Raw genomic sequence first — 14,111 nt, 5'->3', positions numbered from 1 at the left:
CTGACGCCAGCAGAGCTGGCTATTCTGCCTGCTTCGCCCCAGCAAAGCTCTACATCTTCGTGCCTTACGATACTAGGGTGGCTGGAGTCGAGGCGCTGCAATTTCTGAGTTCAAGTGTACTATTGAGTTAGTGCATTCACACCCCCGATGGTCAATTGAGGCAACCATGGCCAATTTGCTGCTGATTGAAAGCCCTGGCAAGGTAAAGAAGCTAGGGCAAATCCTGGGTTCGGGCTGGGTGATCAAGGCCAGCATGGGCCATGTGCGCGAACTTGCCAATGACGGCGAAGATGCCCTCGGCTTTGACCTGGGGCCGGGCGGCATCGACTGCCGCTACCAACCTCGCGATGCCCGAGCCCAAAAGGTGCTGGCTGACCTGCGCCAGGCGGTCAAAGCCGCTGATTGCGTTTACATTGCCACTGACCCCGATCGCGAAGGCGAAACCATCGGCTGGCACCTCCAGCAGGCGCTCAACCTAAAGAATCCTCGGCGGGTGGTCTACAGCGAAATTACCTCCCAGGCGGTGAGAGCGGCGATCGCCCATCCCCGCACCCTCGACCAAAGCCTAGTCGCCGCCGGACGCGCCCGCGACTGCCTCGATAAGCTGGTGGGCTACAGGGGCAGTCGCCACGTGGTTTGGCCCCTCAATAACGGCGCAAAATCTATGGGTCGGGTGCAGAGCGCCACTCTGCATTTGCTCTGCGTCAGGGAGAGAGCCATTCAAGCCTTTGTCCCCCAAGACTACTGGAGTGTGTGGGTGACCTATGGCGAGGGGTTCAAAGCGTTCTATCGCAGCAGTCCTAAGCCGCAGCGGCCACCTGCCAAAGATTCGGAGGATAAGGGCGCTGAGAACGAGTCTGAGCGGGTGACCTCTCAAGAGCGGGCTGATCAGCTGGTGGCGATCGCCCAATCTCACCCCCATCACGTGCTGCAAATCGAAGGCAAGCAGACCACCCAGTCGCCCCCGCCACCCTTCGTCACCTCCACATTGCAGCAGGCGGCTGGCTCGAAACTGCACTTCAGCCCTGAGCACACCATGAAGGTAGCCCAAGCCCTCTACGAAAAGGGCCACATCACCTACATGCGCACCGATTCGATTGCTCTCTCGGCCTCCTTTTGTGACGCGGTGCGCCAGTACCTGGAGCAGCACGACCCCACTAACTTGCCTCGTAAAACCACTCAGCATCGGGCCATCAAAGGATCTCAAGAAGCCCACGAAGCGATTCGCCCCACCGATGTCAATCACCTGCCCCAGCACCTCCAGCGAGAACTCTCTGCCGAGCAGGCCCACCTCTACGAGCTGATTTGGAATCGGGCGGTGGCCTCGCAATGTGCTCCGGCGCGCCTGCGCAAAACCCGCATTGTTACCCAATCCGGCGACGCCTACTGGGAAGCCCGAGGCCAGGTGCTAGAATTTGCCGGCTACACCCGCTATTGGAACAACCTCAGCGCCGATTCAGTGTTGCCTGCCCTGACTCAGGGGCAGCCCCTCCAACTCAAGCAGGCCCAGGCCGATGCCAAGCAGACTCAGCCGCCGCCCCGCTACAGCGAGCCGAAGCTAGTGAAGCTGATGGAGCAAAAAGGGATTGGCCGCCCCAGCACCTACGCCCCCACCATCAAAACTCTGCGGGAGCGGGAGTATGTGGATCTGCTTCAGGGCAAGCTACAGCCCACCGCGTTGGGATTGGAACTGGATGGAGCCTTGGAGAAACTTCTGCCCGACTTGATTCAGCCAGAGTTTACCGCTCAGATGGAGACGGCCCTCGATGCGATCGCCACTGGCGACCAGGAGTGGCAGGCCTATCTGCTCAACTGGAATCGGGATTATTTTGCTCCGGCGATCGCCCAAGCCAAGGCCCAACTTTTCTCCCTCCCAACCTTGGCCGAGCATTCCCCAGTAGCAGGAGCGATGCCTTCTGAGCGATCGTCAGTTACCAGGGCCAAGCCTGCCACTGGGCAACCGACCAAAACCAAATGCCCCACCTGCGGCGAGGCGATGACCAAACTTCCCTCCCGTTCCAAAAAGATGAAAGCTAAGCACTTTCTCAAATGCTCAGGCTCAGGTGGCACCGTCATGTTTTGGAATGCCAAGGCCAAATGCTATGAGCTGCCTCAAGCCCAGCGCCAAGCTCTCAGTTCAGAGATGTTTACTGATCATCCCTGCCCTGTCTGTGGTGCTCTGCTAGAGCGCTACGCCTACGCCAAAGACGGCCAAGACAAAGTCATGCTGCGCTGCTCAATCCTTGAGAATCGCCGTGGCAAGTGTAAGGAGGTAGCTTTTTTCCAGAGCCGAGGGGAGTTTTGGTCGCCAAAATTTGGCACTTTGAAGATATCGGCCCCTAGCCCTTAGGCGTTTTCTAGAAAAAACGTTATCAGCTGTCGTGTCACTGTTCCGCCTGCTGCGCTTCACGGGCAAGTTTGGCTTACCGCTATCGGAAATAGCGCTGTTGTGAAATACAGCAGACGATTAGCCATTGACTGAATCGGTTATCGCTCGCTCAGGTTCGTTCTTTGACTCAGTGGGGTTGGCTTATTGATGCCCTATGCGTAGCTGAAATCTAGAGAATTGGTATCAGCTAGTAGAAACGGCTGGCCATGCTGCCCGATATTGGCACCGGCTCTTACCCTATAGAAGGCAGCAGCGATGAACCAGAATAGCGATACTGCCGCGAGTAATCCAGGACATTAGCGGCCATGCATTGCTGACGTCACTGCAGCATTGGGAGGTGAGGCCGGAGCAAGTGTCGAGGACGATCGCCGCCCTGAACTACTAAACCTTATCGAAAGATTGCGCCAACCTGTTGAAGGATGTCAATTTATACATCAAAGTAATAGACTCCATCCGTACTAAAGTTACGATGCTTGTAGTCTCTGATACGTTTGAGTGTAAACATAGGCACTCTGGTATCTAGACCACGCTACGACGATGGTTCATCCATCAAAACGTTTAGGGGGAGAGAGGATGGTAAATATCGAGGGCGATCATGAAGCGGCTCGGTTAGTCGCGTTGGCTCGATATGATCTCCTGGATACGGCCTCAGAACCTGCTTTTAATGATTTAGTTCAACTCGCCACCAAGATCAGCCAGGCCCCGATCGCCCTGATAAGTCTGGTTGATGACCACCGCCAGTGGTTTAAGGCAAAGGTTGGACTAACAACAACAGAAACTCCCCGCGAGTGGGCTTTTTGCGCCCACGCGATTTTACAGTCACAGCCTCTCATCGTCGAAAATGCTCTGATCGACGACCGCTTCGCGCAGAATCCGCTAGTCGTCGGAGAGCCCCACATTCGTTTCTACGCTGGCTTTCCCCTTATTACTGCCGATGGTTATCCGCTAGGGACGCTGTGCGTTATCGATCGGCAACCGCGTCAACTAGACTCAGATCAACTTGAAGCGATGCGCATCCTGAGCCATCAGGTAGTAGTACAACTGGAGCTAAGATACGGGCACCGGGTGCTTAAGCAAACCCTAAAAGACCGCACAGATATTGAGTTTACGCTAGATCAGTCTTCCATTGTGGCGATCGCAGATGCCCAAGGGTTAATCACCTATGCCAATGATAAATTCTGCGAAATCTCTCAATATTCAGCGGTAGAACTGATTGGCAACAAGCATCTTTTGCTGGAGGAGGACGAACATTCTCCGACCGATTTACAAGCCATCTGGCAAACCCTCAATTGTGGGCAGGTATGGCGAGGAGAAATCCAAAAACGCGCTCAAGATGGTAGCTCGTATTGGGCTAATACTACTATCGTCCCCTTTCTTGACGGTGATAACACACCCTATCAATACATCGCAATTTGTCACGATGTTACGGCTCAAAAGCAGCTAGAGGCGAAACTGCGGCGACAATCCGCTCAAGAAAGCCTGGTTAGACAAATGGCTGAGCGCATTCATGTTCAAGGTTCGCTAGATCTGACCGCGATTTTGCAAACCACCGTCACCGAAGTGCGTCATCTATTAGAATCTGACCGAGTTTTAATATACCAACTTAACGCTGACCATAGTGGCTCGGTCGTAGTGGAATCGGTGGATGCTCAGTGGCGCACAATTACGGGCACCCAGATTCACGACGGCCATTTTGCCCGACACTACTTACAGCTATATGCACAGGGGCGGGTGCAGGCAATCTCAGATATTGAGACAGCCGATTTGACCCCCTGCCACCGTGACTTGCTAGCCGATTTTCAAGTGCGGGCTAATTTAGTCGTGCCCATTGTCGATGCGGTCAACCTCTGGGGCTTGCTGGTGGTGCAACAATGTTCTGGCACGCGGGTATGGCAAGCGGATGAGATTGATTTGCTCAAGCAACTCACCACCCAAACGGCGATCGCGATTCATCAGTCAGAGCTGTATCAGCAGTCTCAAGCTGAATTGGAGAAACGCCAACAGGCTGAGAATTTGTTGCGGCAGCAATTTGAGCGGGAGCGTTTAATTACGGCGGTAGCGCACCGCATTCGTGAGTCATTAGACCTCAATCAGATTTTGAACACGACGGTGGCTGAGGTCAGGCAACTGTTGCAGGCTGATCGAGTACTGACCTATCGCGTTAATCCTGACGGTACCGGTTCAGTGACGAATGAAGCCGTTGCTCCGGGATGTTTCCCGTTAATGGATCAACCGCTACCAGAGGAGATTTTCCCGGTTGAAAGTCACCGCATTTACCAACAGGGCCGGGTTCGTGCCATTGCTGATATTAGGCAAGACGATATCTCACCCTGTTTGGCAGAAACCCTCCATCAACTTGGTGTGAAGTCAAAGCTAGTGGTCCCAATTCTCCACAATCAAGAACTTTGGGGGCTGTTAATTGCTCACCAGTGCGATCGCTATCGTGAATGGCAATCTTGGGAACTGGACTTTCTCAAAGAACTTTCGACCCATGTCGGCATTGCGATCGCTCAAGCAACCCTGTTAAAACAAGCGTCTCAGCAAGCCCAGGCGGAAGCCACCATCAATCGCCTCACCCGCCTGTTGCATACTCCTGGAGATGCCATCCGAGTAATGCAGCAAGTCATTGATGCTACCGTTACCGGATTTGGTTGCATTGGTGGACAACTCTATATCTCTGCCGATACCGAAGATCAGAGTGACCAGCTTTACCGTTCAGGAGTGCAACCCGCCTTAACCCTGGAGGTTGAACGATATCTTTGGCCTCGTTTGGCCCAGAGCGCGAATGATAGAAGGCCTCAGACAACGAGTAGTGAAGAAGAGCCAACTTACCATCTCTATACCCTGCAAGACTTTAGGCAAGATCCACACCTGCGGACGTTAGGAGCGGCTTTCGAAGCGGTCGCTATTCATTCTGTACTGATTGTGCCCCTGCAATATCAGCAACAGGCCATTGGGTGGTTCAGCCTGTTTCGTCGCGAACTGGATGTGAGCCTGTTTGCGACCGGTGGGTTTCCAAACCGCCAACAGGCTATTGCCGATGCCAATCCATCCTCTCAAGACTTAGTAAATACCCCGTTTGCCTTAGGTTGGAACGCAGAAGACATCAAACTGTCGCAAACCCTTGCCACCCATTTATACATCACCGTGATGCAGCGGCGGATTGAGGCAACGATTCGCCATCAAGCTTGTCATGACCGGCTCACTGGATTGCCCAACCGACTGCTGTTTGAAGAAAAATTGGTCAAGGCATTAGAACAACTTAAACCCATTAATAAAAGACTAGATAGTAGGATGCTAGCGGTCTGCTTTGTGGATCTCGACCATTTCAAGGCGATTAATGACACGCTGGGCCATCCAGTAGGAGATCAGCTATTGCAGCAGGTGGCACAACGAATTTCGGGCTGTCTAAAAGAGGGCGATATTGTGGCGCGGTGGGGTGGGGATGAATTTACCCTGTTGCTCCAAAATATTAAGTCCACCAAAGATGTTACGAAAGTGGCTCAACGGGTTCTTAATAACCTGCGTGAGCCATTTGTGTTCAATCGCCAAGCTTTTCGGATTACGACGAGCATTGGTATTGCTCTTGCCCCCAGTCATGGTCAAGATGCTGAGACCCTGCTAAAAAAGGCGGACACAGCCATGTATGATGCCAAGCATCAGGGGCGCAATAATTACAAACTCTACTCCTCTGTCACGATAGGGAAGTCTCTAGATCAACTGATTTTGACCAATGATCTTCATAAGGCTGTAGATCAAAATGAGTTTGTGCTGCACTATCAGCCCCAGTTAGATTTGCAAACAGGTCGGTTGACTGGCGCTGAGGCTTTAATTCGTTGGCAGCATCCTCACAAAGGGTTGCTGATGCCGGCAGAGTTTATAGAAATAGCCGAAGTGACAGGACAAATAAGCGCGATCGATGAGTGGGTAATTCGTGCCGTCTGTGCTCAGATTCGCTCCTGGCAAAACCTCGGCAACCCACTACTGCGTATTGCTGTTAATCTTTCCGCTCAAACGATTCAGCAAAAAACCTTGCCCAAAAAGATTGCTCAAATCTTGTTAGATCATCGGCTTGATCCCAGCCAGCTAGAGATCGAAATCACGGAAAGAGTGGTGGTGCAGGATATTCCTACCGCAATCTCTACCTTACAAGAACTGAAAGATATGGGGATTTATATCTCAATGGATGATTTTGGCACAGGGCACTCTTCCCTTGCTGCCTTGAAACAATTTCCGCTCCATTCCCTCAAAATTGCCCGCGAGTTTATTCAAGATCTGTCCTTTGAATCGAGGGAGATTGCTGTTGTGCAAGCGGTGATCGCTCTGGGCCACGGCCTAAATCTAGAAACGGTTGCTGAAGGGGTCGAAAAAGTAGAACAGTTGCAGATATTGCGAGCTCTAGGCTGCAGTAGTGTTCAAGGTTACTTACTGAGTAAACCGCTCACGGCCCAGCAATTTCAGCAATTTATTCAGACTCACGATACCCAGAGGAGTTGTGTAATGCTGTGACAAAAATTTAGTGTGCAACCACAATCGTTAAAGAACCAGTCAATCGTACCCAGAGAGGCCTAAAGGCACTGCGTCAATTGGCTTTGTTAATGCTCTAAGTAGCGAAGTCGCGATTTGAGTCCATTTAATTCTAATGAACTGTAGCAGACCTGCAAGAAGCAAACTCGTTCGTACTTGTCTCAAAATAAGTCTCATCCTCAAAAGCTTTGGCTTGGATATAACCTCAATTGAGATTTTGTAGTACGACTGCAAAGCACCCAATGCCGAAGCTTGTCGCAATCACGTCCATGTCGCTCGATGGCTACGTCGCCGACCTCAACGATGGTGGCTCCAACGTTCGATTCGACCACCTCGCTGAGACGCCAGCCGTCCTCGGCAACCCGACGGTGATCCCAGGCGTCGGCTTTACGCACCTGCGCTGACCCTACACCCTGTCTCGTCCGCCGGTGAATTTCGTCTCGGTGAGACATTTATGCGCGAAAGCCGCCCGAGTTTTGCTGTTCCTGAGTTGAGGGCTGCGATCGCGTCTACTGAGGTCAGCTGATGAAAGCAGCTCAAAGCTAAAGAACCTAACAACAGGGCACTACAGCCATCGCCTCCTATTCCAGGTGGAGATGCTGTGCTCAATGCCCTCCCATAACTTTTTCAGGATAGCGTTCCTCGTCATCCACAGTCATCCATTTATTGTTATTGTGCAAATAGGCAGCGCTAAAAGGTTTGCCAGCCTAGATTAATTTCCTTGGACATTGTGAATGGGATTTAAGCCTTTTTCCTAGTGCCAGTAGTTGTTATTCGCAACATGGCTCGTCCCCACGAGAGAGATTATGTCTAACATTGGGAATTTCGCCCCCCCTGAAAATCATTTGCTTGCGGTTTTGCCAGCGGAAGTATATGAACGGCTCGCTCCCCATTTAAAACGGGTCTCACTGACAAACTATCAGTCTATTTATGACGTTGATGAGCCTGTTTCCTACGTTTACTTTCCGCACGACTCACTAATTTCCTTGGTTAACTCAATGGAAGATGGCTCTACCATTGAGGTTAGCCTAGTAGGGCGGGAAGGAATGGCAGGTATTTTGGCCATTTTGGGCGGTACGACCAAATCCCATCGAGCCTATGTGCAGATTCCAGGCCAGGCTATGCGCATGAGTGCCGTAACCTTAAAGGCTGAGTTCGATCGCGGTGGACCGCTACAAAGCATTCTACTTCGCTACTGTCAGGCTCTTTTCAGCCAAGCGGCTCAGGCTATCGCCTGTAATCGATTTCACTCAACTGAGCAGCGACTGGCTCGCTGGCTCTTGCTGGTACGAGACTGTGTGCAAAGCGATACATTTTTGTTGACTCAAGAGTTTATCGGAGAAATGTTAGGCGTTCCCCGTTCGAGTGTCACGGTAGCCGCTGGCAATTTGAGCCAGGCTGGTATAATTCACTACGCTCGTGGTCAGGTCACGATTTTGGACGGTGAGGCTTTAGAAACCTGTTCCTGTGAATGCTATAACGCCATTCGCAGCGAGTTTGCTCATTTGCTGGGTACCCTGTAGGTAGAAAATTCTGTCCTATGTTTAAAATCCGACCGACTTGACCGTTTAGATCGGCTTAGGATAGCTTTGGCTTAGAAAATCTGACTGGCTTGTCTAGGTCAGAGTCTCATCGTGGGTGATTATGCAGCCAGAATATCGTCAATGTGGATACGACGACATAACGAACTGTGCTGACTGGCTAACTCTAGATTATTTGCTGCATTTAGCTAGCCCTCAAGCACTGCAAACGGATTCAGACCATGCCAGTTTGCCAGTAGAAGGGTGTCAAAACAACCACATTAGTTTCGATAGCAATCTATCTTCGCTAAAGGGCCTACGGGTTTTGATCGTTGATGGAGATGTCGATACTATAGACATCTTTAGTTTTGTGCTGCAAAAAGAAGAAGCAGAGGTCTTCGGAACCACTTCGACTGTCGAAGCAATTGATAAGGCAACTACCTGGTATCCAGATGTTTTAATCTGTGATATCAGCCTTCCAGGCCAAGATGGCTATGCCCTGGTTCACGAACTAAGAAGTTTGCAGACCAATCCAGACAAATTTTTGTATGCTATTGCGGTGACAACGCTACTTAGGCAACAAGACTGTCTAAAACTTTCATCACAGAATTTTCGAGCGGATAGTTTTCAGAAGTATCTTTCCAAGCCAACTGATGTTTATGAACTCGTTGCTGTTGTAGCGGAGTTGGCAAGACCACAAACCCAAATCAATGGAGCTAACAATGGGTTAGATCCCAGAACCATACATCCACTAGCCTGAAAATAGAGTCGGTCTTGGCGCGCAACGCTCACCAGTGTAGCTACCGTTCGCACATAGTTCTGAGGCGTCCAAACGGAGTGCATTCTATCGCTTTTGATCGAGCACCGTTTCAGCAGTTGCCGTACTGCAACATCCGCTACGCCTTCTAGAATCTAGGGCATGAGCTATTGAGAAAAGCAAAATTCTCTAGCTAACTCCCACGGTCCTTTTTGGTAGTACCACAGCAACAAGCCTTCTCCCCATCCCGTCGTAGATTGCCATTGCGCTTCCAGTTCTTCATATAGCTGGCGGGCTGTTTTGGAGTCTACTTTGTTTTGAATCGTGATATGCGGGCGGTAGCCCTGGCGATCTTGGGGAATGAGCCATTCGTCCCAGGTCGCTGCCAAGGTTTTGTGTAATTGCATCAGCTCAGGGGCATTGACGTTGATGGCGACACCGTTGCCAAAAAACTGGAGCGAGGGCAAGGAAAAAGGAAAGTGCTTTATCTGAGCGCACAAGGTTTTTAATCTGTCGGAAATAGCCGGCTCTTGCTCCCCCGGTAATTGATGAAACAGAATTACGTGGGCAGGAACGACATTACGCTCCGGGGGAAAGTACCGCTGACGTAACGTGTTTACTCGCTCGAAAGTAGCTTGGTCTAACTTCAGTGTCAAAATCAGGGAAGTACCCATCAGGAAAGGAACTCAGAGAACGATGTATGGAGAAGTGAGGAGTAATGCTCATTAATCGTAGATACATCCTGAGAACTAACCCCCACTGGCACCGTTGGCCCATGGGGGTTTTTGTTTGACCTCTGTGTAGGCATTACTCTACAGTGCATCCCTTAGTTTTTTCTGCATTCACGCGATCGTATTGGGTGATGACTATGCCATCTAGTTCTCTCAGCAACGCTTCAGCCGTACCCGTGTCCCCATCATTTGAAGCCTGGGTATAAGCCTCTAGCAAAATGCGAAATTCGTTGTTCACCACTTGCCACCCCTTTTGGTATTGCGTCAGGTTGATTTCCCTGTTTACGAGTTAACACTCGTAATGATTGAGGAGCTACGACCGAACGGCAGATTTCTTAAGAAGTCCTACTATTTGGTGCGGCCTGATGTAGTGCGATCGCACTACATCAGGCTCAATTGCTGCACCCTGGGTTGCCCCGCTGCATCAGGTATCGCTGGCCTTAGCTCTCCCAGGTAGCCTTTCCAATCAGCCGCAGAATCAGCATCGACGTGGCCGTATTTATAGCCAACCATAGCTCGACCTGATTGGGCTCCTCTCAATCGCTGGAGCTTCAGCTTTCCTGGGCAATAAACACTTCACCGAGATATGCCTCAAGTTCTCGGAGCGTAATGTCGCCACCGAGAACTTGAAAGCATTCATTCGTTATCCTTCTGCGCCTGCTATCTGTAATCAGTAGATTCAGCTAGCGCGCGCCATTGTGCGGTTTCTTGCTCGACGTAAGCGTTCTTCTTAGCAATAGCTTGAAGGGTGTCTGTACCGAGCGGTAACCGTAGCGGTGGCGTATCAGCATTGGCGAGCTGAAGCATCGCTTGGGCCAGCTTGGTGGGGTCTCCCGGCTGTTGATAGCTCAGTTCAGAGGCGAGTTTACGAACTTTGCCGACCGTCTCCGCGTAATCCGAAATCTCTGCTGTGTGCTGGAGTGAGCTACCATCGAGAAAACCGGTCCGGAAGTATCCCGGTTCAACCACAGTCGCATGGATGCCTAGAGGTGCTAATTCATCATGCAGCGCTTCGGTAATGCCCTCAACGGCAAACTTGGTTGAGGAATAGACGCCCCACCCTGGAGTCGAGCGATAGCCTCCAATCGACGAGAGGTTAATGATGTGCCCAGAGCGACGCTGACGCATGCTGGGTAATACGGCACGGGTCATATTCAACAGGCCGAAGACATTGGTGCGATAGACCCGCTCAACCTCTTCTGCACTGGTTTCCTCAATGCCGCCTAGTATGCCAAATCCAGCATTGTTGACTAACACATCAATCTGCCCAAAGCGTTCCAGTCCTGCTGCCACGGCTGCCTGTACTTGAGCCTCATCGGTAATATCTAGGCTGAGCGTCAAGGCATTGGGGTGCGACTCGAATTGATCTAGGTCAGACTTTTTGCGAGCGGTTGCAATTAGTTGGTCTCCTGCGGCCAAAACGGCTTTCGCGATTTCGGCCCCAATTCCACGGGAAGCACCGGTAATGAACCATGTTTTTTGAGTCATCGGTCTATCTCCTTTATTGCCTTATTCTTTCATTGCCTTTTGGGCATGGGTTCATAGTAGGGTTTGGGCAAAAGGTTCTAAATACACAGACCTTGCAGATCATTGCCTAATTTTCTCAAGCAGGAAAACGGCGCTCAGAAGAATCTTTCCAAATAGGCGCGGCAAGACGATGAGAGTTATCTCTCATCGTCTTGCCGCGTCGCTAAACGTCTACAAAGACCCAGGATGGCAAATGAGTTCTCAAAGCACATCCTGCTCAATCACGTTATTCAAGTGTTCGATTTGTCATGGCTCAGCGCAGGTCAGCAGCAGCGTTGGCAGCTGGAGCTTGAACAGATAGGGGCGCTCCAACGATCCAAGTGTCGTGTTGGCGGGCAAGATCTGTCCAACCTTCGGGCAGCGTTTGACCGATTAGGGGGAAGAATTCATCGATGCCACCGGGGACAAAAGTGCCGAGCAACCGAGCCCTTCCAGGTCCAAGATTCACCCATCCATGCACAGTGTTACGGGGCACAACAACCGAGGTTCCGGGGCCGGCCTCAAACTCTTCGCCCGCGCAGTGAAAGCGAAATCTGCCTTCAAGGACTTCAAAGATCTCTTCCCTATCTTCGTGATAGTGGAGCGGAGGACCTGAGAACGGTGGAACATCCACTTCAATAATGGTGAAAGCCCCGTTAACGTCTTTGCTGTGTACGCGGATAGCCATCTGCTCGCCGGCCATTGTATCGAACCAATCGAGGTTCTCACTTTGTCCGACAATTGCAACGTTGCTTTGATTAGATTGAATACTCATTGTGTTTTGGGGGTAAAGGTTAGGGCTATGAACTTGCTGAATCAGCAAATCTGCTGGGGCAACAGTGGGTTTGATGTTCTGATTACGATGAAACAGATTGGCCGGGTCATATTGGTTCTTGAGCGCTACGAGTCGTGCATAGGTAGCAGGCGGGTAGACCTCACGAATCCGCTGCTCTCCCTCGTCTGCCAGGAAACCCACATAAGCCCCGTTAGCGTAAGGTAAGAGCGCCCGAAAGACTCGTTGGGTGCGGGCATCGAGACTGGCAGCATCAGCCGATAGCGGTGCGAAATGACTGACTAGAACCATGCCCTGTTTGTCACGGTGAGCAAAGGCTGTTGCATCGGGTGCGACCCGACTCATAGCGCCACCTAGCACCCGCAGGGAAATCAACGTTTCGGGAGACACAACTGACTGGGATGCTGCGACTAAGGTGTGGATCATCTCGTCGGAGAAGGTCTCGAAGAATTGCGATCGCGAATGATGCTGAAAGCCAGGGATCTCACCAACCGCCGTGAGCGCAAAAATAGCCGAATAGGGCATGGGCGCAATCAGGTCGGCGATCGGGGTGGCAAGCTGACGTAGGGGAGCCACAACCCCCTCACCCTCGCTGATGTCCCCGGTGTAGCAGACCATAATCCCGACGACTGGGGTTCCCTGTTTGTCAGGGGGAATGAAGGGGGCAGGGGGTGCCAGCATGAACAAAACTTCGGTGGAAAGTTCATCGGGTGCGGCGGCGGCTAGGCGGGTATATTCCCGCAGAATGCGCTCTGCCTCGGTTGCCTCATAAAATACGGCACCGCCCAGGATAGTTCCACCTGGATGCAGGTTTACTTCGAAAGCGGTCGCAACGCCGAAGTTACCACCGCCACCGCGCAGTCCCCAAAACAGTTCGGGATTTTCGTCAGCACTGGCACGCAGCAGTTGTCCGTCCGCTGTAACTAGTTCCACTGCTTGCAGGCGATCGATGGTTAGACCATAGGCGCGGACCATCCAACCGATGCCGCCGCCGAGCAGCAAGCCACCCACACCCACAGAGGCAACATCGCCTGCTGTCAATGCCAATCCAAAGGGCTGGAGCTTTTCGGCAACTTCACCCCAGGTCAGACCAGGTTCCAGACGGGCCGTGTGGCCTACCGGGTCAATCGTCATCGTCTTCATCTGGGAAAGATCGATCACTAGGCCACCGGTATTAGTGCCATGCCCGGCTGCGCTATGTCCGCCACTACGCACAGAGAGCGTCATCGCATGCTCACGGGCAACATTGACGGCAGTTCTGACATCTTCCGCATTCATGCAGCGCACGATCGCAGCAGGATAGCCATCAGCAAGACCGTTCCAGACCTTTCGTTCTGCTTCATAAGCAGGGTTGCCAGGAAGGATCAGTTCACCTCGGATCTTTGATGCAAGTATCTCGATCGCTTCTTTGTAGTCATGCTGTCTCTCTCGTGGAGAGATTGTTTGAACACCAGTTTGTCCATCTTGCTCGTATTGAGCAGTTTCTTGATATTGTTCTGACATTAGTTAATTCCTTGCATTTTTTATAGATAGTACGAACACTCCTGTTAATCAATCAGCTGTGTGATGAACAGCCATTGATTCACACCAGAAAACCCGCTATTCACCATCCGTTTTGATGGTGTGGCTAACTCGCTATCAATAGCGATTGACTGCTCAAAAAAACTAGAAGTGCCGAAAAAATCCGCAGTGCCGCTTACAGCTGAGCCTTAATGGTGATATCCAGGCTAAGCATCGGTACGTTGAGGTTTGACTCAAATCGATGCAGATTATTCTGTTCGTAGGCAGTCGCCGTTAACCAATTCGCTACTGCTAAAATGGCGGTTATGATTCCGGCTTCAATTCCACGAGGAGCACCTCTAATGAACCCTGTTTCCTGAGCCATCGG

10 protein-coding genes are annotated in these 14,111 nt (G+C 51.5%); 5 read left to right on the top strand and 5 right to left on the bottom strand.

The genetic code is table 11. The features are described from left to right. The first annotated feature begins 166 nt into the window (after positions 1 to 166). The 5 genes from topA (at position 167) to H6F57_RS06660 (ending at position 9,196) form a co-directional block, all read left to right on the top strand. On the top strand, positions 167 to 2,350 hold the full coding sequence (topA, locus tag H6F57_RS06680) for a type I DNA topoisomerase (RefSeq protein WP_190625212.1): 2,184 nt from the start codon (positions 167 to 169) through the stop codon (positions 2,348 to 2,350). A 576-nt stretch (positions 2,351 to 2,926) separates the two neighbouring features. After that, the gene (locus tag H6F57_RS06675; protein ID WP_190625211.1) at positions 2,927 to 6,898 is read left to right on the top strand and encodes an EAL domain-containing protein; all 3,972 of its coding nucleotides are present in this window, start codon (positions 2,927 to 2,929) and stop codon (positions 6,896 to 6,898) included. A gap of 260 nt (positions 6,899 to 7,158) precedes the next feature. Then, on the top strand, positions 7,159 to 7,320 hold the full coding sequence (locus tag H6F57_RS27130; protein ID WP_199289525.1) for a hypothetical protein: 162 nt from the start codon (positions 7,159 to 7,161) through the stop codon (positions 7,318 to 7,320). A 594-nt stretch (positions 7,321 to 7,914) separates the two neighbouring features. After that, a complete protein-coding gene (locus H6F57_RS06665; protein WP_242024770.1) occupies positions 7,915 to 8,439 on the top strand; it encodes a Crp/Fnr family transcriptional regulator in 525 nt (174 codons plus the stop codon). Positions 8,440 to 8,560: 121 nt separating this feature from the next. After that, the gene (locus tag H6F57_RS06660) at positions 8,561 to 9,196 is read left to right on the top strand and encodes a response regulator (protein WP_190625209.1); all 636 of its coding nucleotides are present in this window, start codon (positions 8,561 to 8,563) and stop codon (positions 9,194 to 9,196) included. A gap of 164 nt (positions 9,197 to 9,360) precedes the next feature. Here H6F57_RS06660 and H6F57_RS06655 read toward each other — a convergent pair whose 3' ends face one another. The 5 genes from H6F57_RS06655 to H6F57_RS06635 form a co-directional block, all read right to left on the bottom strand. Next, positions 9,361 to 9,867 carry a 2'-5' RNA ligase family protein gene (locus H6F57_RS06655; protein WP_190625208.1) on the bottom strand — a complete coding sequence of 169 codons (507 nt, stop codon included), beginning with the start codon at positions 9,865 to 9,867 and terminating at the stop codon, positions 9,361 to 9,363. Between the two features lie 133 nt (positions 9,868 to 10,000). Continuing rightward, on the bottom strand, positions 10,001 to 10,162 hold the full coding sequence (locus H6F57_RS06650; RefSeq protein ID WP_190996087.1) for a hypothetical protein: 162 nt from the start codon (positions 10,160 to 10,162) through the stop codon (positions 10,001 to 10,003). 422 nt (positions 10,163 to 10,584) lie between these two features. Further along, complete coding sequence (locus H6F57_RS06645) at positions 10,585 to 11,412, bottom strand: oxidoreductase (protein ID WP_190625206.1); 828 nt, start codon at positions 11,410 to 11,412, stop codon at positions 10,585 to 10,587. 292 nt (positions 11,413 to 11,704) lie between these two features. Beyond that, positions 11,705 to 13,726 (bottom strand): FAD-binding protein, encoded by a 2,022-nt coding sequence (locus H6F57_RS06640; protein WP_190625205.1) that lies wholly within the window; start codon positions 13,724 to 13,726, stop codon positions 11,705 to 11,707. A 193-nt stretch (positions 13,727 to 13,919) separates the two neighbouring features. Beyond that, complete coding sequence (locus tag H6F57_RS06635) at positions 13,920 to 14,108, bottom strand: hypothetical protein (protein WP_190625204.1); 189 nt, start codon at positions 14,106 to 14,108, stop codon at positions 13,920 to 13,922. Positions 14,109 to 14,111 lie beyond the last annotated feature (3 nt).

Source organism: Leptolyngbya sp. FACHB-60, from assembly GCF_014695775.1.
Taxonomy (GTDB): domain Bacteria; phylum Cyanobacteriota; class Cyanobacteriia; order Phormidesmidales; family Phormidesmidaceae; genus Nodosilinea.
This window is presented reverse-complemented; position numbering and strand designations above follow the sequence as displayed.

Bases quoted from the DNA above. Each gene is read 5' to 3' on its own strand.
- topA (WP_190625212.1), top strand. From the start codon at position 167: ATGGCCAATTTGCTGCTGATTGAAAGCCCTGGCAAGGTAAAGAAGCTA.
- H6F57_RS06675 (WP_190625211.1), top strand. From the start codon at position 2,927: ATGGTTCATCCATCAAAACGTTTAGGGGGAGAGAGGATGGTAAATATC.
- H6F57_RS27130 (WP_199289525.1), top strand. From the start codon at position 7,159: ATGCCGAAGCTTGTCGCAATCACGTCCATGTCGCTCGATGGCTACGTC.
- H6F57_RS06665 (WP_242024770.1), top strand. From the start codon at position 7,915: ATGGAAGATGGCTCTACCATTGAGGTTAGCCTAGTAGGGCGGGAAGGA.
- H6F57_RS06660 (WP_190625209.1), top strand. From the start codon at position 8,561: ATGCAGCCAGAATATCGTCAATGTGGATACGACGACATAACGAACTGT.
- H6F57_RS06655 (WP_190625208.1), bottom strand. From the start codon at position 9,867: ATGGGTACTTCCCTGATTTTGACACTGAAGTTAGACCAAGCTACTTTC.
- H6F57_RS06645 (WP_190625206.1), bottom strand. From the start codon at position 11,412: ATGACTCAAAAAACATGGTTCATTACCGGTGCTTCCCGTGGAATTGGG.
- H6F57_RS06640 (WP_190625205.1), bottom strand. From the start codon at position 13,726: ATGTCAGAACAATATCAAGAAACTGCTCAATACGAGCAAGATGGACAA.
- H6F57_RS06635 (WP_190625204.1), bottom strand. From the start codon at position 14,108: ATGGCTCAGGAAACAGGGTTCATTAGAGGTGCTCCTCGTGGAATTGAA.